The organism is Roseburia sp. (assembly GCF_041325975.1).
Lineage (GTDB): Bacteria > Bacillota > Clostridia > Lachnospirales > Lachnospiraceae > Roseburia > Roseburia rectibacter.
Map to the genome: position 1 here is coordinate 1,226,534 of NZ_JBGLEJ010000005.1, position 19,213 is coordinate 1,245,746.

Genomic DNA, 19,213 nt, shown 5'->3' on the forward strand with positions numbered 1-19,213 from the left:
CGTTTCCGCCATTTTTTAACACAAAAAAGAGAGGATACAAGAATCAAATCCACTTTTGGCAACATGATATGCAGTACTGCACCTCTGCAATACTGCTGTAACTTCAGATTTACACAACATATCATGCACTTTATTCCTTATACCGGTGCAATATATGCCATGTATCATCCCGAATCAGCAGACAAACGTATGGCATATATGACACACATTCTCTTGCTGACTCTGTTTTCTTTCATGTTTCAAAAGTAAATTATCTCCGCATTGGTTCCTCTCCTTTAAATTTCTATTGCAATAGTAGCACAATGCCATTTTTAATGCAACCAAAAATTTTTACGAAAAATCTTTCGTTACCGGTCACACAATAAATATGCACAGCAGCAATCTCTACTCCACATTTTTGATTGCCTGATCCATCGGGATCTTTTTGATACGCATAAAGTCCAGTATCATTACAAACAGATATCCGATCAGCACAAATGCAAACATTTTCACATATCCGGCTGGCTGGATCACAAATGCAAACCATCCACTGTAACTAAACAAGATCGCCTTCCATGCCAGATTCATAACAAATGCTCCAAGTACAACACTGACCGCATCTTCGATCACAACCACGATCGTTGTGGAAAGCAGATACAGGCTGGCGATTTCTTTATTCTCATATCCAAGAATCTTTGTCATTGAAATTGCATTCTCATTTTTCTCAATGATCAGTTTTGTCAGAAGATAGATCAAAACTGCGGAAAGCAGGATACAAAGTATCTGGAAATAATCCATATAAGATCCCATGGAATGATCTAACTGGTCACACATCTTTGTGATATCACGCTCGGTGATCACCGTTGCAATATCATCTTCCGACAGATCTGCAAGCTCTTCATTTGAAAAATATCCACTAAATGCCTCTTCATCCAGCTCAAATACCATGCGGTAATTTTCAATCGGCATAAATACTGCAATGTTTACGCACTGGTCATAAATTCCGGCTATCGTAAACGTATACTGTTTGTTTTCATATTTTTCATCCAGTGAAACGGTATCCCCGACATTAAGTTCATATTTTTCTGAAAATGATCTGGAAATATAAACTTCATCTTCCTGCAGGGACTGCATACCTTTTATTTCTACATACTTACTATTGTCTGAAATACCGTAAACAGAGACTTCCTCATCTATTACATCGCTTTTTTTCTGCAAAGAACACATACTGAATTTTTCTGCGTCTTTATTGTCCGTCGTCAGTACATTTCCATCTTCATCCTCAAAAGATTTCAGAACATACTGATACTTTGCAAACATCATATTTTTTGCATTTTCTTTGTAATAAGAAAGCGTATCCGGCATTCCCACTGCCATTGCAAGCATCACCATGATAAAGAAAATTCCCACAAACAGAATCAGATAATTTGCCACATTCTGAAACATGATGCGCAGACGGAATCTGTTAAAAAATTTAAAATGTGGCAGCCGCATTGCTTTTTTGCGTTTTGTTTTTTTCAGATCATGCCTCAGAAACTGTAACGGTGTATGCTGCATCATTTTAATAATGACGATCAGATTGACCATAAACATCAGCACGACCGGTATCAGGGTTGTCTTAAAAAATGCATCCGGATTCCAGATCGTCTCATAGGTCGGAAGGCTGTAACTGTTATAATACATGGATACCACAACATCTTTAAATACCGTATAGCCAAGCACATTTCCGACTAATGCGGAAATCAGGGTAACGATAACCGGCATAGACAGATAATGGCGTACCAGCTCCCCTTTCGTATAGCCGGACGCACGCAATGTTCCGATTGTAGATGACTCTTTTGTGATCGTATTGCTGATCGTAACTGCAAAAATAAATGCGATGATGACAATCAGAATATCAAGCAGCACACCTCCCATTGCCTCATCAGAGCCCATGTCGTCGGTTGCAAAATGAATCGCCGGATTCGCATATTTTGGCACATAATCTTCAATCTCATTGTCATTTACCACGGTCTGTGTGAGCAACGCCCGCATAAAATCATCCGACTGGTTTTTCTCTTCTTTTTCATCTGACGGCTCATTTTCATACTTCCATGCATAATCGTAATGAATCGTCTTATGTAACTTTGCAAATCCCTCATCTGTTACCATTGCAACATTAAACTTTAAGGCATCAAACATCAGATCCGTGCTTTTTTCGTGCAGTGTGGAATAGTTGACATATGCGATCAGACCAACGACCTGATATTTTTCTTCTCCGACTGTGATCTCATCGCCGACTTTTATCCCGACATTGTCAGCATGCATACGGTCAATGGCAATTTCATCCTCTTTTTCCGGGAAACTTCCGTCCATCAGGCATGCAAGATTGATATCATCTGTCTTTGCAAAAACACGGACTGTTCCATCCGAAGTTCCGTCGTTGTCATGATCTTCCTCTTCATCCCTGTAAAAATTTTCATACAGATGAACCGGAGTTTCCTTAAAATCAGGATCGTTCAATTCATATTTTTCTTCTGCATCCGCATATTTCTCATTGATCTCATCTAAAACCTTGTTCCAGGCTTCGTCGTATGCTTTCTCATATGCCTCGTCATGTGCCTCATCAAACGCTTTCTCATACGCCTCGTCATGTGCCTTAGGATATGCTTTTTCATACGCTGTATCATAGGCTTTGTTGTACTGCCTGGACTGTTTTGCCTGTGCTACTGCTGTATCAAGCATAACTCCCGCAGTTGTTTCATCAAGTCCCTGCGCCATCAGCATCTGCTTTATCTGTGCATTAAAAGAAACATCAAATTCTGACTGGAACTCTGCATCAAATTTTTCCTTAAATTCTGTTTCAAACTTCTCATCAAATTCTTTTTTGAACTTTTCTTCAAATTCACTATCGAACTTTTTATCCAGCTTCTTTTTTGCCTCGTCGATGTAATACTGTTTAACATCCGCTTTATCGCCTGTCTTAATTGCATCAAGCAGTGTTTCGTCTGCTTTCTTTTTTAATTCAAAGTGTCCGTCTTCCAGCTTGTATCTGCCAACACCCTCATCAGCCGCTGTCATCATGCTCTCGTTTGCAACATACATACCGGACACAAAGCCGATCATCAGAATCAGGAACAGACTTACCACAAGATACTTTTTCCAGTCTCCTGTCAGTTCCCTCGGTATTCGTCTGATAAGCGGATTTTTGATTTTTTTCTTTTTCATACTAATCTCCATTCTTGCGCTGTTTTTAAGCGCATCACAAGATTGTGCGCCAGTACAGCTTCCTACCACTCCAGATCTGCCGCTGAAATTTTATGTTCATTGATATCGTTATGACGCACTGCCCCGTCACGGAGTTTGATGACATGGTCTGCCATATGCCGGATTGCCTCGTTATGTGTAACCATGATAACTGTATTACCATATTTGACATTGACATCCTCAATCAGCTTTAATATTTCCTTGGAGGTATTGTAATCGAGTGCTCCGGTCGGCTCATCACAAAGCAGGATATCCGGATTTTTCACAATGGCTCGCCCGATGGAAACCCTCTGCTGCTGACCACCGGAAAGCTGGTTCGGCAGTTTATGCCTGTGTTCATAAAGTCCCAGCGTATGTAACAGATCGTCAATATCGAGCGGACTGTCTGATAAATATGCACCAACCTCAATATTTTCCTTGACATTTAAATTTGCGATCAGGTTATACATCTGAAATACATAACCTAAATGTTTTCTGCGGTACTGTGTCAGCTTCTTCTCTCCGAGTTCTTCTAACTTATCGCCGTTGATGGAAATATAACCGGAGTCCGCACTATCGATTCCACCGATAATATTGAGAAGCGTCGACTTTCCGGAACCGGATGGTCCAAGCAGCACACAAAATTCTCCTTTTGCCACGGAAAAATTCATTCCCCGAAGTACTTCCTGTCGGGTTTCCCCGCTTCCAAACCCTTTTTTCAGATCAACAATTTCCAAAAATTTTCTTTCTTCTTCTGACATATGCTCCCCTTTCCCATTACAGAATTGTTCTTATATCCTTATCTATTCTGAACGGCATTAAAGTCTTTCCTTACTTTTATTAGTGTTATCTAACTTTTGTTTGTATTATATCACAGCTTTTCCAGATTACAAGCAAAAAGACGATTCCTTTGGTCAGAATCGTCTTTTTGCCTTATATAATGTCTTTACTTACTATTATGTCTTTACTGTCTCTTTGACTGTAAATATTGTTCTATTTCTGAAACTGGCTTTCCTGTCACTTCTATGATTTTCTCTATTGGGAAACCGGACTTGATCATATTGTGAATCATTCTCGCTTCTGCGATCTCAATCCCATCACTTTTACCAGCTTCATATTCTGCCTTTCGGAGTTTCTTTTCTTCCCACTCTTTATCATACTCTAATATACTCACCATCTTTACCTCCGAGCGATTCTTCCGAAGAAATTCCACTAAAATTCCTTCTTTGATGCATTCCGTGATTGCCCTTTCAACTGCATCATTCAGATTCAGCTCTGATGCATATTTTCGGACTCTCGCAACATAAATGGCATATTCCTTCAATGTCTGGCACTGTTCCATCAGTTCTTTGTTGTGTCCTTCGTTCACATTTAACATCAGAACTTTTAACTCTAAATCCGGCTCTCCAGCCAGATGCTCATATGCTGATGAAAGTTTCAGTTCCATACGGTCTTCTACGTCATCGGTTCCATTGTAAAACACCATAAACTTCGGTGCCGGAATCTTCTACAGTTTGGACGAATACAGTGACTTATCGTTCACAAACTGCTGATACTCGATTCCAATATAGATCAGATCCCGCAATGGTATATTGGGATTGATCGTCGACTGATGTCCTGTCACTGCGTTGTACAGGGATAAGAGATTTTCTTTCTCTGAAAACAGCATGCGGAATACAGTGTCTTTGTACTGACGGTTGGCTGCCTGCATTATAGAAATATGCTTATTTCTTTCTCCGCAGCAGCTTAATGATCTTCCCCTCATACACCACTGTCACAATAACGATCAATGCAACCGTCACCAGACTATACCCTTTATTGATCTGTACCCCGGCAGCATCACAGATACTGGTAAATAAAAGGCTGAGCACAAAGATCAGCTTGACCGCACGCACCATATGGATCGTATATTTTCTTATTTTCCCACTACATATTTCTTTCGGCAGGTTATTTACCCTTTCCGGATAACGTGCAAGCAGTGTCAGACCAATATATACAAGGAGCAGGATTGCCGCATTTAAAATAATTCCGGTAAATGCCACTCCATATACGATTCCATAATAAATCTGCAGTCCCAGATAAATCATTGCAGCTACGATTCCCACTGCCTCAAGCAGGAAATCCATATTTGTCATTTCTTCTTTTTTCAAATTTATCCCCTTCCTGTGCTGTTCTTCATCTTCTATTCTGTTATTTCTAAATACATTCCAAATGCCGCTTTCCATTCCGCCGTCAGGCGTTCAAAATTCCATGCTGCATTTGCAGGGCTTGTGGATGGCAGTTTGCCAAGCGGCGGCATTCCCTCTTTATTACAGTATTTTACAAAAAGCTGATGTGCTTTTCCACCATTTGCAAAGATTCCCTGAATATCTGCCCCCGATAAGATTACATTCATGTCGTTCGGCACAACATTTTTGATAGAACTGTCAGAAGAACCCACAATATCACAGGAGTCGATCACATCCCACACAGCAATCTGATGCGTTAAAAGCAAATCTTTCTTTTTCTCAATCGTCTGTGGCACCGGTTCATTAAAAATTTCCGCTATCAGCTTCCAGAAACGGTTTTGCGGATGTCCATAATAAAACTGGTTCTCCCGCGACTTTACAGACGGAAAGGAACCCAGAATTAATATTCTGGATTCCTCATTATATACTGGCGAAAACGTGTGTTTTACATGTGTATATTCCATTTTTATGTACGCTTTCTATTCATAATTTTTAACATTAGAACTGTCTACTTTTTCAAATGGTACCCATACATATAAGCCATCTGCGGTAGCTCCCTCTAAAGTCGTCACATCTTTTCCGGTTGCAAGTGCGATTGCTGCATAAACAGCACTCTCACCCTGTCCAACTGCGGACTGGTATACGGTAAAGTCCATCTTTCCATCTTCAATCGCTTTGCATCCGTCTGCAGTCGCATCGATTCCAAGTACCGTCACATCACTGATTCCTGCTGCATCACAGGCATCAATGATACCAAGTGCCATAGAGTCGTTGTTGCAGACAGCAACGTCACACTTCTGTCCTGTCTTTAAAAATATATTGAACATCTCTTCCGCACGGTCCTGCTCCCAGTCGGCGTTATCTTCAAAGACATAATTGATCTTTTTCCCTGATGCATTTAAAGTATCCTTTAATGACTCAGATCTTCCTTTTGTCGCGGAATGTTTTTTCGGTCCTTCTAACAACACCACATTGATCTCATCCGCAGAAGCAAATTTATCTAGAATATACTCTGCCTGATACTGTCCTGCCACATATTCATCCGATCCAACATAAATATATTTCCCAGCCTGAAGTCTCGACTCATCCGGGCAGCTGTTAAAAAATACGATTGGTATATCACCTGCAAGCGCTTCTAATTCGAATGCCGTATCAGCATCAACCGGTCCGCATAAAATCACATCATAATTCTCACTGACCGCCTTTTTGATATGTTCCACCTGGTTTTCAATGGAATTTTCTGCATCAAATACATCCAGCTGAGCCCCACACTCTTCCGCCGTCTGCTGTGCCTGTGCCACAAGTACATTTCGGAAAGTATCTGCCTGTGATAATGACAGAAGAATCTTTAATCCTTTACCATCTATTGAACCTGTCTGTGTATTTCCACCACATCCGGCAAGGCATCCTACGAGCAATGCCAGACACATGATAGTACTTATTAATTTCTTCATCGCACGATCTCCTCTCTATATCCGGAACTGTTTTACCTGATCTGCAAGCTGATCTGCAGAAACGGCAAGGTTATCTGCTTCCTGTTCTACCTGGTCACTGTTCTTTGAAATATTCTTTGCCTGCTGTAACATGGATTCTGATGTTGCAAGAATCTCATCGGAACTTGCCGCCTGCTCTTCAGAAATAGCCGCAACATTCGTAGCAACCTGGTCTACCTGATTGATCTTATCTACCACGTTGCCGATCAGCGTGCTCGTTTCCTGAATATTTTTAAAGATCGTATCAAATGTATCGACTGCTGTGTGGATCAATTCTGCACTGCCTGAAATATCCTGTGCACTGTTTCCTGCCTGTCTGACAGCATCTTCTACTAATGTATTGATCTCTGTGATCAGCTCTGTAATATGTGCTACGGAATCTGCGCTGTTCTTTGCAAGCGTGCCGATTTCAGTTGCGACAACAGCAAATCCTCTTCCTGCCTCACCTGCCCGTGCAGCCTCAATCGAAGCATTTAAAGATAACAGGTTCGTCTCGTCAGCAATATCACCGATCAGTTTAATGATCTGCACGATCTCGCCTGAAGCGGTTCCTACCTTATTAACAGCCTCTTCCAGATTGTGAATGGAAACTTCGATATTTGAGAGTGCCTCACCAACGCGCTCCATATCCTTACGTCCTTTTTCAGAAACAGCAACTGTCTCCTGCATCTTGCTTTCAACCATATCACTGTCGCTCTTGGTATCTGCTGCCACACCTGCAAGCTGTGTTGCATTTTCTGCGATCTCATTTACAGATACAGACAACTGATCAACCGTCGCGTTCAACTCACTCATGGACTGTGACTGGATTCCCGCTGCCGAACTCATCTCACCGGAAACACCCTTGCTGGAATCTGCCTGATTCTTCAACTTGCCGGAAACATTACCCATTTCTGAGATCATCTGCTTCATGGAAACGATAAATTTCTCCACACTATGACTCATGACAGCAATTTCATCATTTCCTTTTGTCTTGATGGAAACTGTGAAGTCACCGGAAGTCATTGCCGCAATAACTCTTGTCATTTCCTTGACCGGTTTAATTACAACATGTGTCACACGTTCGATTAGAACACAGAGCAGTGCGATACAGATCACACTGATCACGATCATAATATTACGAAGCTGTGTCAGATCAGAAAGTACAATGCTGGTAGGAATGTAAGATACTAAAAGCCAGTTTGTTCCTTCTACTTCCTGAAATACCGTCATATTTCCATCGAGTGTTACAAAATTATAATCTTTATCCGCAACTTTTTCTGCTGTAAGCTGGTAAAAATGACTCTGTCCCTCTGCGCCAAGCGTCTGGGAAATCAAAGAAGAATCACGATTTGCCAGAATCACTCCACTGGTTTTGTCAACCAGAAATGCTTCCGCGTCATTCATCTCAATAAAAGAGTTTACAATAATTGCAATTCGGTCTAATGTCATGTCTGCTGAAATGACACGTACTTTATCAGATCCGTCATTTAAAATGCCAGAAGCACTGATCACGTCCACACCATCTGCATTCTGATAGGCAGAACCGACTGCCATATTGACTCTGGAAAGACCTTCTTTATACCATGTACTGTTTGTTACATCGGATTCCTTTTTTGTCGATTCGGATGCCGTTATAAGCTGTCCTGCGGAATCTGCCACATAAAGTCCATCCGGATAATTGCTGTTATATCCATAGTAACTGTCCAATATGGTCTTTAGTTCCTCATCATCCGGTTTTAAATTCTCGATCGTAGTCTTCGCCATCTGAAAAGAAGCAAGATTCTCATTCAGCCACGCTTCAATCTGGGACGCCTGATTCTCTACCGAAGACTGCAGTAAATTCTGTGAATATTTCTTGATAATTCCTGCAGATATCTGATAAGCAACCACAACAAGTACCACAACGATTGCAATCACGACCGGTATAATGACACCAAGTAACTTTGCCTTAATCGACACCGTCTTTTGCTTTTTCATAAACTGCCCTCTCTTTTTACATAAATTTTACAATATAAATTATAAAATCATTGCTTTTTTTCGTCAATATGTATCATATATCGTTTCCGCTAATTTTTACATTGTATACATGTATTTTTCAAGAAATTACATGATCTTTTCTTGAAAATGAGGTCTGCTGTGCTATAATAACTTAGTGTGTCAATTTCATTTTCATACATATACAAGGCACATGGGATTGGTATTATGCCGCAATATGTGGTTTATACCAGAGAGGAGAACCTTAGATGGAACATTTAATTATTCCAAAAGATTATCATTCAGAACTAAATCTGCACGATACGCAGATTGCAATCAAAACAGTAAAAGATTTTTTCCAGAACCTGCTTGCACTTCGCCTGAATTTATCCCGCGTTTCTGCTCCGCTTTTCGTTGATCCGTTATCCGGTCTCAACGACAACTTAAACGGTATTGAACGCCCTGTTACTTTTGATATCAAAGAACAGAATGGAAAAGAGGCAGAAGTCGTACAGTCTCTCGCTAAATGGAAACGTTACGCATTAAAAAAATACGGTTTCGATTACGGTGAAGGACTGTATACCGATATGAATGCTATCCGCAGAGATGAGGATACCGACAACATCCACTCTATTTTTGTAGATCAGTGGGACTGGGAAAAGATCATCCATAAAGAAGAACGTAATATTGAGACATTAAAAGAAACCGTCACCACTGTATACAACTGCCTGCGCAAGACGGAAAAATACATGGCGATCCAGTATGATTATATAGAAGAGATCCTTCCACATGATATCTTCTTTATCACAACCCAGGAATTAGAGGAGATGTTCCCGGACAATACACCGAAGGAACGTGAATATTACATCACCAAAACCAAGGGTGCCGTATGTATCATGAAGATCGGTGATACCTTAGAAAACGGAGAGCCTCATGACGGACGTGCCCCGGACTATGATGACTGGTCTTTAAATGCAGATATCGTTGTCTACTATCCGGTACTTGACATTGCACTTGAGATTTCCTCCATGGGTATCCGTGTTGACAAGAAAGCACTTCTCTCCCAGCTCAAAAAAGCAGGCTGTGAGGATCGTGCAAAACTTCCTTTCCAGAAAGCAATCATCAACGAAGAACTTCCTTATACCATTGGTGGTGGAATCGGACAGTCCCGTATCTGTATGTTTTTCCTTCGTAAAGCACATATCGGAGAAGTACAGTCTTCTCTGTGGCCGGATGCAGTCGCAAAAGAGTGTGAGAAAAACGGGATTCAGCTTTTATAATTCAGCATACAGTTTTTATAGGTGTTCTGCTATCTTAAATGATCCATAAAAACACAGGTACATTTTTAATCTCTGCTGTGAGATTTTAAAATGTACCTGTGTTTTTTACGAATAAGTTTTCCCTACAAATACTGGTTTGTTGGGCTATGAGTTCCCCGGCGAAGGATGATATCGCAGTTTTGTGATTGGCAAATTGCATCAAGCAGGGACTGCTTTGTTCCGTTGTCCGAAAATAAGAAACTCTAAGCATGCCTGATTCAGGTTGGGGCGGAGTGACGTGTGCGTCCTAAATGCGCCATCCGGGCACATTAGGACTTGTGCTGCCGTCCGTGGCAGCACAACACTGTGTTACGGACAGGCATCCTAAGAGTTTCTAATTTTCTCCCAAAGTCACAAAACAGGTCCCGGCTTGATGCGATTTGCCAGCCGCATGGCTGTGAACCACCCTTCGCCGGGGAACTCATTTTACAACCTTGGGTGCGTAAATTTTTAGTGTTTTGTGTCTGAATCTGATTAAAAAAAGATTTCCAAATAACTATATTCAATGGTTTATTATTTGTTTGACAACACTGGCAAAAACCTCGATATATACCACTATGCCCATATTTATTGCCATACACATTTGAAAAAATATTCTGCGTTATTAATCTGGCAATTTACGAAAAATTTCATGTAATACAATGCAGCAGCTGAAAATTTTGGAAAGTCATCAGGCTAAATATTAATGATACAGCACATTAGAATTTTAAGCATATTTTTATTCGTGCGAATATCAAAAATCCACACCCGCGCCCCCATTTTGAGATGAACCGCCCACCCAAATGGTGTTCACAACCTGAATACTGGCATCTTGCGCAAAGCCGAAGCTAATTTTGTGACTTTGGGAGAAAATTAGAAAATCTTAGTGCGTCTGTAGATACACAGTGATGTTCTGCCACGGATGGCAGAACAAGGCTTCACGAGCCACGGATGGCTCGTTGAACGCCGGTCACGTCACTCCGAGAAAATCTAACTCAGACACACTTAGACTTTTCTTATTTTCGTACAATGGAACCAAAATTAACTCCGGCTTTGCGCAAGATGCCACTCACAAGCCTACGATACACCATTTAGGGAGATGATTTATTTCATAAACAAACCATCATTTATCGTTTCTTCATTTGAATCGATATTTTCCTTTTCCCTGCCCTCTAACAGGCTCTATGACATCATTTTCTAACATTAATTTTATGATTTCTGATGCCCTTGTAGATTTCAAACCTGTTATTCTCTCAACACCAGAACGTCCAAATACATTATTCCTTCCGCACTCTTCATATAAAGCAGTCACATGCATAACTGTTTTATTTTCGATAACATCATCAATATTCGTCAAAATTTTTTCAATGTCCGCTTTTGTATTTTCAATGTCCGCTTTCAATGAGCCACTTATATGCATTGAACGATTGTGGAGTTCATTCTTCTCCTCTAAAAGCAATAATCACATATTTTGCCTGCATGCTTATAAATCCCAACAAACAATTTCTTGTGGATTGATATATATTCATTCGGAGTAAAGCTAAATGCTTTTTCAGATAAAATTTTGGCAATTCTAAGTGCAACCTTATCCGCTTCCTCCGTTCTGTCATCATTTTCCGTCTTAGGATTTTCCTCATAATAACTGTTTAATAATTCACTGGCTTCATCTATTGAAATATCACCTTCAATATTTCTAATTGCAGTATCAACTAAATATTGCGAAGTTTTTAATCCATCCACAGCCTGCAGACCAATTGCAGTATGCCATGCATATCCTTTATCTCTCTTTTCAGGCTCTGATTCTTTTATATATTCTTTGAATGGATCTTTGTTCATATTGCAGCCTCCATCATATACTCAATAAATTACATACCTGCGATAATTCCATAACATTCCGGTCTTCTGTCCCGGAAAAGTCCCCACTCCAGTCTTTTTTCCCGAAGTTCATCCAATTCATAAGTCTGACTTAAGATTTCTTCTTTATCTCTTGAGGCACTGACCAGTAACTCACCTGTTTCATCTGTCAGAAACGATGATCCATAAAATTCCAATGCTGACTTCTGTCCGCCATTTTCATCACAAGACTCTACTTCTTCCCTGCCAATACGGTTTGCCGCAATCACCGGCATCAGATTTGTTGCCGCATGTCCCTGCATGCAGCGTCTCCAGTGCGGCATACTGTCACACTCTAAGATCGGTTCAGAGCCGATCGCCGTCGGATAAAATAATAATTCTGCACCAAGCAGTGCCATCGCACGCGCCGTCTCCGGGAACCACTGATCCCAGCAGATTCCGATACCAATGCAGCCATATTTCGTATCAAATACTTTAAATCCGGTATCTCCTGGTGTAAAATAAAACTTTTCCTGATAATAATGATCATCAGGAATATGTGTTTTCCGATACACACCAAGGATTGTTCCATCCGCATCAATACAGGCAATCGAATTATAAAGATTATTGACATCACGCTCATAAAAGCTGACCGGCAGCACCACGCCTAATTCTTTTGCAAGGCGTACTCCCATTGCTACAGCCTCGCTCTCTTTCACGGGTTTTGCATAGCTGTAAAAATCATATCTGCGTTGCTGGCAGAAATATTCTCTTTCAAAAAGTTCCGGCAGTAAAATGATATTTGCACCTTCCGCTGCAGCCTTGCGGATCATTTCTTCTGCCTTCTTCAAATTTTTTTCCTGCTCTGGTTCACATTTCATCTGAACTGCGGCTACTTTTACCTGTCTCATGTGTATGTCCTTTCTGTTCTTATTTTTTACTGTAAATTTTCTTTTTGGTGGAAGTGGCATAAAAATCTTTTCGTTTCACAATCAGATTTTTTCTTCATCACATATATTCATGAGCACATAATACTCCCAAACAATTTTTATCTTTGCTTTTTTCTTTTATCCACTCCAGACATTTCAACATAGTGTCCGGATTATATAAAGATCCCGGCAAAATTCCTTTCGGAAGTTTCATACAGTGCAATCTGATTGCCATTCTTCGATATTGTCCGGTAACAAAGCTATCTTAAAATTGAAAGTTATGAATACATATTTAAAATTCTTTTGTATTTTTTGTACATAACATAAATTCCAAGCGTACAGTCAAGACATATCAGTATTATTCCCACAATGGGCATCACCATAAATCCAGCCCCGGTAATGAGAAATGCAATGGAACATTGTTTATACAATAAAAAAGGGATTGCACACATAACACATGATATAAGGCCTATTATTCTTTCCGCCATAGTAATACCTCCATATATTCTGATATTCACTGGTTACGCAATAAATACTGGTTTGTTTATGAAATAAATCGCCCGCTCAAATGGTGTGTCGTGGGCTTGTGAGTGGCGTCTTGCGCAAAGCCAGAGTAATTTTTGTTCCGTTGTACGAAAATAAGAAAAGTCTAGGTATGCCTGAATTAGATTTTCTTGGAGTGACGTGAACGGCAACAACGAGTCATCCATGACTCGATGCTGCCTTGTTCTGCCATCCGTGGCAGAACATCACTGTGTGTAGACAGGCATACCAAGATTTTCTAATTTTCTCCCAAAGTCACAAAATTAGCTCCGGCTTTGCGCAAGATGCCAGACTTCAGGTTATGAACACCATTTGGGCGGGCGATTCATCTCAAAACTGGGGGCGCGGGTGTGAATTTTTGATATTCGCACGAATGGAAATATGCTTAAAATCCTAATGTGCTGTATCATTAATATTCAGCCTGATGACTTGTCTGAAGTTTCATCTGCTATGTTGCATTACATTAATCATTTCGTAAATTACCAGACTAATAATGCAGATTATTATTCCAAGTATGTATGTTTAAAAGCATAGATATAACAGATTGCGTCGAGATTTTTCAACCTTTTTGAAATGAATGTCACAAAAATTTACGCACCCCCAAGGTTGTAAAATGAGTTCCCCGACGAAGGGTGGTTCACAACCTTGCGGCTGGCAAATCGCATCAAGCCGGGACTCGTTTTGTGACTTTGGAAGAAAATTAGGCAATCTTAGTCTGCCTGTTCGTAACACAGTGTTGTGCTGCCACGGACGGCAGCACAAGTCCTAATGTGCCCGGACGGCACATTTAGGACGCACACGTCACTCCACCACAACCTAAGCGGGCAGACCTAGATTGCCTTATTTTCGGACAACGGAACAAAACAGTCCCGGCTTGATGCAATTTGCCAATCGAAAACCCCGGAACCACCCTTCACCGGGGAACTCAAGCTAACCACAAACCATCATTTATCGGAGGAACTCACGATATATGCAGGGATCTGCTGTGTAATGCAGTGAATGTTTCCTCCACCTGTCAGTATATCCCTTGCATACACCGGTATGATTTTTCTCTCCGGGCATAATTCTGCCATAATCTGCTGTGCCCGCCTGTCACTTTGTTCATTTTCTCCGCCAAACGCCGGCATGACCACGGCATTATTGGAAAAATAAAAGTTCACATAGGAAGCTGCAAGCCGCTCTCCCACTTCCCTTTTATCCTCGCCTTCCTCAAATTCATATCCTTCGAGCTCCTCTTTTGTGATACAAACCGGGGTATCCGGAATCGGAAGTTTGTGAATGATCAGTTTTCTGCCCTTTGCATCATACTCCGAACTTAAATAATCAAAACTCGCTTTTGACAATGCATACTGCGGATCGTTCTTATCGTCTGTCCATGCAAGGACAACCTCTCCCGGTCTTAGAAATGCACAGACATTGTCCACATGTTCATTTGTTTCATCCTGATAAATACCACGAGGCAGCCATAAAACTTTTTCGGCACCCAGATAACTTTTCAGTTTTTCCTCAATCTGTCCTTTTGTGAGTGATGGATTTCTTCCTTCACTGAGCAGACAGGACTCCGTAACGAGCAGTGTTCCCTCACCGTCACTGTGAATCGAGCCACCCTCTAACACAAACGGTCTGGCATCATAACAGGTAAATCCAAATTTTTTACAGAAATTCCATGCAAACGCATTATCTTTTTCATAAGAGGCATACAATCCATCCACCGTACCGCCCCATGCATTAAAGTTCCAGTTTACGCCACGTATACACAGATTTTTCCCCGTATGAATCTCCATTCCTGTGCTGTCTTTTTCGCATCTTATGTTGGTACCAGAACACAAATCCTGTATATAAACCTTCTTATTTTTCACACAATCTGCCTGCACAGACATCTGATTGTCTGCCGTCAATGCAATAGAATTTTTATTTACATTTTTTACCAGAAAAGTCGGTGCAACATCTCTTGCCCAGGAATCATCCGTTTCCATCTCAAAAACGATCACCGGATACAAGTTTTCTTCTTCTTTTAAACTTTGTGCAAATGCCTTTGCGTGACCGATCCCTTTTTTTCCTGCAGCAACATACACCGTTTCACTCTCTGCAATCGCGCAGATCACAGCAGAAAATGCTGCTTCTGCTTCTCTTGCACCATTTCGCCAGGAGCCTGGGCGCTCCGGCCAGATCATGATACACCCCTGATGTCTTTCAAATTCTCCCGGCATATAAAAACCATCCTGCGCGGGATTTGTCTCTTTTATCATTTCAGGACAATCTGCCTTTGAAATCCTCATAACCAAACTCCTTTATCATATCCACATTTCCATCTTCTCTTAAGACGGCAATTCCAGGCAGCGGCATACCATTAAACGTGTTGTTTTTCACCATGGAATAAATTGCCATATCCTCAAAGACAAGACGATCTCCCACCTGTTTTTTCTGTGCAAAGCTGTAATCACCGATCACATCCCCTGCAAGACAGGTCATGGAAGAAAGACGATATGTATACGGCTTTTCGCCCGGCAGGTAACCGTCTTTTAACGGAGGTCTATAAGGCATTTCTAGCACATCCGGCATATGACATGCCGCCGATGCATCCAGGATCAGAATGTCCATTCCATTATGCACGATATCCATAACTTCCGTAACCAGATATCCCGCATTAAGTGCAATCGCTTCACCCGGTTCTAGGTAAACTTCCACACCATATTTTTCTTTGATTTCGTGTATCAGGTTCTTTAAGTCATCCAGCTTATAATCTGCTCTTGTGATATGATGTCCGCCGCCTAAATTCAGCCACTTTACCTGTTTTAAATATCTTCCAAACTTCTCTTCAAATGCATGCCATGTCGTGATCAGATCATCCACATTCTGCTCACAGAGCGTATGAAAATGCAGTCCCTCGATCCCATCCGGCAGTTGTCCCGGAAAATCGCCATAAATCACGCCAAGTCTTGAACCCGGTCCACACGGATCGTAGATCTCATGCCCCTCCTGTGTGGAACACTCCGGATTCACGCGGATTCCTGCGCTTGCCATACATTCCGGCTGCAAAAAGTAATTCTGGTACTTTTCATACTGTGCAAAGGAATTAAAGATAATATGATCACAGATTTTAATCAGCTCCTCCATATCTTTTTCCTTATAAGCCGGCGCAAACACATGATTTTCTTTTCCCATCTCTTCTTTTCCGAGACGTGCTTCAAAAATCCCACTCGCTGTCGTTCCGCTGATATACTGCCCGATCAGCGGATACAGTGAAAACATTGAAAACGCCTTCTGCGCCAAAAGCACATGGCAGCCAGTTTCCTGTTCCAGGTTTTGTAATATTTTTAAATTCTGTTTTAATTTCTTTTCATCTACCACATAACATGGGGTAGGAATCTCCTGCCATTTCATCATAATCCCCTTCTTGCACTGCTTTTCCAATGAATTTTTTCATTTACATCTTAAGCCTGTGTGTCAGCACAAATCCCATTTTTTATTCTACTGTCTGCGGATTTTCATCCACGATCCACGGCAGACCATACTGGTTTAACATATCCATAAACGGGTCCGGATCAAATTCCTCAATGTTAAATACACCATCTTTATCCCAGACTTTATCAACAACCAAAGCTGCACCGACCATAGCCGGTACACCAGTCGTATAAGAGATTGCCTGGGAACCTACTTCTTTATAACACTCCTGATGATCACAGACATTATAGATATAGATTGTCTTTTCTTTTCCATCTTTCTTTCCTGTAAAAATACAGCCGATATTCGTTTTACCGACAGTGCGCGGTCCTAATGATGCCGGGTCCGGAAGCAGTGCTTTCAAAAACTGGATCGGTACGATCTCCCTGCCCTCATATTCAATCGGTGAAGTAGAAAGCATTCCAACATTCTCTAAACATTTCATATGTGTCAGATAGCTCTGTCCAAATGTCATAAAGAAACGGATTCTCTTTACTCCCGGCACATTTTGGGCGAGAGACTCAATCTCTTCATGATGCAGCAGGTACATATCTTTCTCACCGACCTGCGGGAAATTATATTCTCTTTTAATTTCCATCGGTTTTGTTTCCACCCAGTGACCATTCTCCCAGTAGGAACCATTTGCAGAAACCTCACGCAGATTGATCTCAGGATTGAAATTCGTTGCGAACGGATAACCATGGTCGCCGCCGTTGCAGTCTAAAATATCGATTGTCTCGATCTCATCAAAATAATGCTTCAATGCATAAGCTGTAAATACGCTTGTTACACCCGGATCAAACCCACTTCCAAGAAGTGCAGTGATTCCTGCCTCCTTAAATTTTTCACGATATGCCCACTGCCAGGAATAATCAAAATATGCGGTAAATCCTTCTTCTTCGCAGCGTTTTTCATAGATAGCACGCCATTTTTTATCATCGGTATCTTCCGGTTCGTAGTTTGCAGTATCAATATAGTCTACCTTACAGGCAAGACAGGCATCCATAATCGTTAAATCCTGATATGGCAATGCTACATTTAATACAGCATCCGGCTGATACTCTTTGATCAGGGCGATCAGCTCCTCTGTGTTGTCCGCATTTACCTGCGCTGTTGTGATGACGGTATCTGTTGTTTTCTCCAGTTTTTCTTTTAATGCATCACATTTTGATTTTGTTCTGCTCGCAATACAGATCTCTGTAAAAGTTTTGCTGTTCTGACAACATTTGTGAATCGCAACTCCTGCTACTCCGCCACATCCGATAATTAATAATCTTCCCATTTTGATCTCCTTTCTTATATGTGAAAATCCTTATTTTCACTCTGACCGCAATTTCCATGCCTTTTATATCTTTAATTTTCTTATCGTCTGAATCTAACTAACATACTTTACGTTATTGGCAATTTTTGTATATTTTATTTCTTACGGCCTTCCTCTTCCTCTAACATATCCTCCACATACCGTGGCAGCATAAACGCTCCCTTGTGCAGGTTGGTCGTATAATACCATGTCTTTATCTTCCGCTCTTTCCAGCGCTTCACATCCAGATCATCGAGCGGATGATATTTCTTTGAAGCAAATCCAAACAGCCAGTAACCGGAGGAACACGTTGGTATGTGTGCCTGATAAACACGGCTGATCGGGAAACTGTGACTTGCCTTTCTGTGCATTCCACGGCAAGATTCCTCATCTTCATCGTAAAAAGGACTTCCATGCTGATAGACCATGATTCCGTCATCCTTTAAGGCACGGAAACAGTTTCCGTAAAATTCCTTGGTAAACAACCCTGCTGTATGCCCAAGCGGATCGATTGCATCATTGATGATCAGATCATACTCGTCATGTTTCATCCGCAAAAACTTAAGTCCATCCTCATAGTAAACTGTCACACGCTCATCCGATAAACCACATGCGTTATCCGGGAAAAATTCTTTACATACCTCCACGAACACACGATCTGGTTCCACCACATCGATCTGTTCTATTTCATCGTAGTATCCAAGCTCACGCGCCACACCACCGTCACCGCCACCGATGACTAACACTTTTTTTACATGCGGATGTACTGCCATCGGAACATGTACGATCATCTCATCATAGACAAACTCATCTTTTTCTGAAAAAACAATACTTCCATCCGAACTTAAAAATCTTCCAAACTCGTCCGAATCAAACACATCGATCCGCTGAAACTCTGTCTGAAGTCCGAATAACTGTTTCTGCACCTTAATAGATACCTTTACTTTTTCTGTATGGTAATCTGAAAACCAAAGCTCCATGATTA

15 protein-coding genes and 1 pseudogene are annotated in these 19,213 nt (G+C 41.2%); 1 reads left to right on the plus strand and 15 read right to left on the minus strand.

Annotated features, from left to right (window positions below):
• Positions 1-384 precede the first annotated feature (384 nt).
• The 7 genes and pseudogenes from ACDD58_RS16920 to ACDD58_RS16950 form a co-directional block, all read right to left on the minus strand.
• A complete protein-coding gene (locus tag ACDD58_RS16920; protein ID WP_370778490.1) occupies positions 385-3,186 on the minus strand; it encodes an ABC transporter permease in 2,802 nt (933 codons plus the stop codon).
• 62 nt (positions 3,187-3,248) lie between these two features.
• Complete coding sequence (locus tag ACDD58_RS16925; protein WP_006857030.1) at positions 3,249-3,965, minus strand: ABC transporter ATP-binding protein; 717 nt, start codon at positions 3,963-3,965, stop codon at positions 3,249-3,251.
• A gap of 203 nt (positions 3,966-4,168) precedes the next feature.
• Positions 4,169-4,915: pseudogene (locus tag ACDD58_RS16930) on the minus strand (hypothetical protein).
• Between the two features lie 13 nt (positions 4,916-4,928).
• Positions 4,929-5,354 (minus strand): transglycosylase, encoded by a 426-nt coding sequence (locus tag ACDD58_RS16935; protein ID WP_370778491.1) that lies wholly within the window; start codon positions 5,352-5,354, stop codon positions 4,929-4,931.
• A 32-nt stretch (positions 5,355-5,386) separates the two neighbouring features.
• Positions 5,387-5,896 (minus strand): DNA-deoxyinosine glycosylase, encoded by a 510-nt coding sequence (locus tag ACDD58_RS16940; RefSeq protein WP_186899126.1) that lies wholly within the window; start codon positions 5,894-5,896, stop codon positions 5,387-5,389.
• Between the two features lie 15 nt (positions 5,897-5,911).
• Positions 5,912-6,886, minus strand: a complete 975-nt coding sequence (locus ACDD58_RS16945; RefSeq protein WP_186899125.1) for a sugar ABC transporter substrate-binding protein — start codon at positions 6,884-6,886, stop codon at positions 5,912-5,914.
• 15 nt (positions 6,887-6,901) lie between these two features.
• Complete coding sequence (locus tag ACDD58_RS16950) at positions 6,902-8,884, minus strand: methyl-accepting chemotaxis protein (RefSeq protein ID WP_370778492.1); 1,983 nt, start codon at positions 8,882-8,884, stop codon at positions 6,902-6,904.
• 266 nt (positions 8,885-9,150) lie between these two features.
• Here ACDD58_RS16950 and asnA point away from each other — a divergent pair, with 266 nt between their 5' ends.
• Positions 9,151-10,161 (plus strand): aspartate--ammonia ligase, encoded by a 1,011-nt coding sequence (gene asnA, locus ACDD58_RS16955; protein WP_117922609.1) that lies wholly within the window; start codon positions 9,151-9,153, stop codon positions 10,159-10,161.
• Positions 10,162-11,317: 1,156 nt separating this feature from the next.
• Here asnA and ACDD58_RS16960 read toward each other — a convergent pair.
• The 8 genes from ACDD58_RS16960 to speE all read right to left on the minus strand — a co-directional run bounded on the left by ACDD58_RS16960 (position 11,318) and on the right by speE (position 19,208).
• Positions 11,318-11,581 (minus strand): hypothetical protein, encoded by a 264-nt coding sequence (locus tag ACDD58_RS16960; RefSeq protein ID WP_330418458.1) that lies wholly within the window; start codon positions 11,579-11,581, stop codon positions 11,318-11,320.
• 47 nt (positions 11,582-11,628) lie between these two features.
• Complete coding sequence (locus ACDD58_RS16965) at positions 11,629-12,015, minus strand: hypothetical protein (RefSeq protein WP_370778493.1); 387 nt, start codon at positions 12,013-12,015, stop codon at positions 11,629-11,631.
• A gap of 29 nt (positions 12,016-12,044) precedes the next feature.
• Positions 12,045-12,923, minus strand: coding sequence for an N-carbamoylputrescine amidase (gene aguB, locus ACDD58_RS16970; protein ID WP_117922614.1), 879 nt, complete (start codon positions 12,921-12,923; stop codon positions 12,045-12,047).
• A 296-nt stretch (positions 12,924-13,219) separates the two neighbouring features.
• Positions 13,220-13,429: a hypothetical protein gene (locus ACDD58_RS16975; RefSeq protein ID WP_370778494.1), complete on the minus strand. Its 210-nt coding sequence runs from the start codon at positions 13,427-13,429 to the stop codon at positions 13,220-13,222.
• 999 nt (positions 13,430-14,428) lie between these two features.
• On the minus strand, positions 14,429-15,763 hold the full coding sequence (locus ACDD58_RS16980) for an agmatine deiminase family protein (protein WP_370778496.1): 1,335 nt from the start codon (positions 15,761-15,763) through the stop codon (positions 14,429-14,431).
• Entirely contained in the window at positions 15,735-16,868 is a 1,134-nt protein-coding gene (nspC, locus tag ACDD58_RS16985) for a carboxynorspermidine decarboxylase (protein WP_370778764.1), read from the minus strand. The genes ACDD58_RS16980 and nspC overlap by 29 nt, the downstream gene beginning before the upstream one ends.
• Before the next feature lie 82 nt (positions 16,869-16,950).
• On the minus strand, positions 16,951-18,210 hold the full coding sequence (locus tag ACDD58_RS16990; protein ID WP_370778497.1) for a saccharopine dehydrogenase family protein: 1,260 nt from the start codon (positions 18,208-18,210) through the stop codon (positions 16,951-16,953).
• A 134-nt stretch (positions 18,211-18,344) separates the two neighbouring features.
• A complete protein-coding gene (speE, locus tag ACDD58_RS16995) occupies positions 18,345-19,208 on the minus strand; it encodes a polyamine aminopropyltransferase (RefSeq protein ID WP_117919687.1) in 864 nt (287 codons plus the stop codon).
• Positions 19,209-19,213: the final 5 nt, after the last annotated feature.

Bases quoted from the DNA above. Each gene is read 5' to 3' on its own strand.
- ACDD58_RS16920 (WP_370778490.1), bottom strand. From the start codon at position 3,186: ATGAAAAAGAAAAAAATCAAAAATCCGCTTATCAGACGAATACCGAGG.
- ACDD58_RS16925 (WP_006857030.1), bottom strand. From the start codon at position 3,965: ATGTCAGAAGAAGAAAGAAAATTTTTGGAAATTGTTGATCTGAAAAAA.
- ACDD58_RS16940 (WP_186899126.1), bottom strand. From the start codon at position 5,896: ATGGAATATACACATGTAAAACACACGTTTTCGCCAGTATATAATGAG.
- ACDD58_RS16945 (WP_186899125.1), bottom strand. From the start codon at position 6,886: ATGAAGAAATTAATAAGTACTATCATGTGTCTGGCATTGCTCGTAGGA.
- ACDD58_RS16950 (WP_370778492.1), bottom strand. From the start codon at position 8,884: ATGAAAAAGCAAAAGACGGTGTCGATTAAGGCAAAGTTACTTGGTGTC.
- asnA (WP_117922609.1), top strand. From the start codon at position 9,151: ATGGAACATTTAATTATTCCAAAAGATTATCATTCAGAACTAAATCTG.
- ACDD58_RS16965 (WP_370778493.1), bottom strand. From the start codon at position 12,015: ATGAACAAAGATCCATTCAAAGAATATATAAAAGAATCAGAGCCTGAA.
- aguB (WP_117922614.1), bottom strand. From the start codon at position 12,923: ATGAGACAGGTAAAAGTAGCCGCAGTTCAGATGAAATGTGAACCAGAG.
- ACDD58_RS16975 (WP_370778494.1), bottom strand. From the start codon at position 13,429: ATGGCGGAAAGAATAATAGGCCTTATATCATGTGTTATGTGTGCAATC.
- ACDD58_RS16980 (WP_370778496.1), bottom strand. From the start codon at position 15,763: ATGAGGATTTCAAAGGCAGATTGTCCTGAAATGATAAAAGAGACAAAT.
- nspC (WP_370778764.1), bottom strand. From the start codon at position 16,868: ATGAAATGGCAGGAGATTCCTACCCCATGTTATGTGGTAGATGAAAAG.
- ACDD58_RS16990 (WP_370778497.1), bottom strand. From the start codon at position 18,210: ATGGGAAGATTATTAATTATCGGATGTGGCGGAGTAGCAGGAGTTGCG.
- speE (WP_117919687.1), bottom strand. From the start codon at position 19,208: ATGGAGCTTTGGTTTTCAGATTACCATACAGAAAAAGTAAAGGTATCT.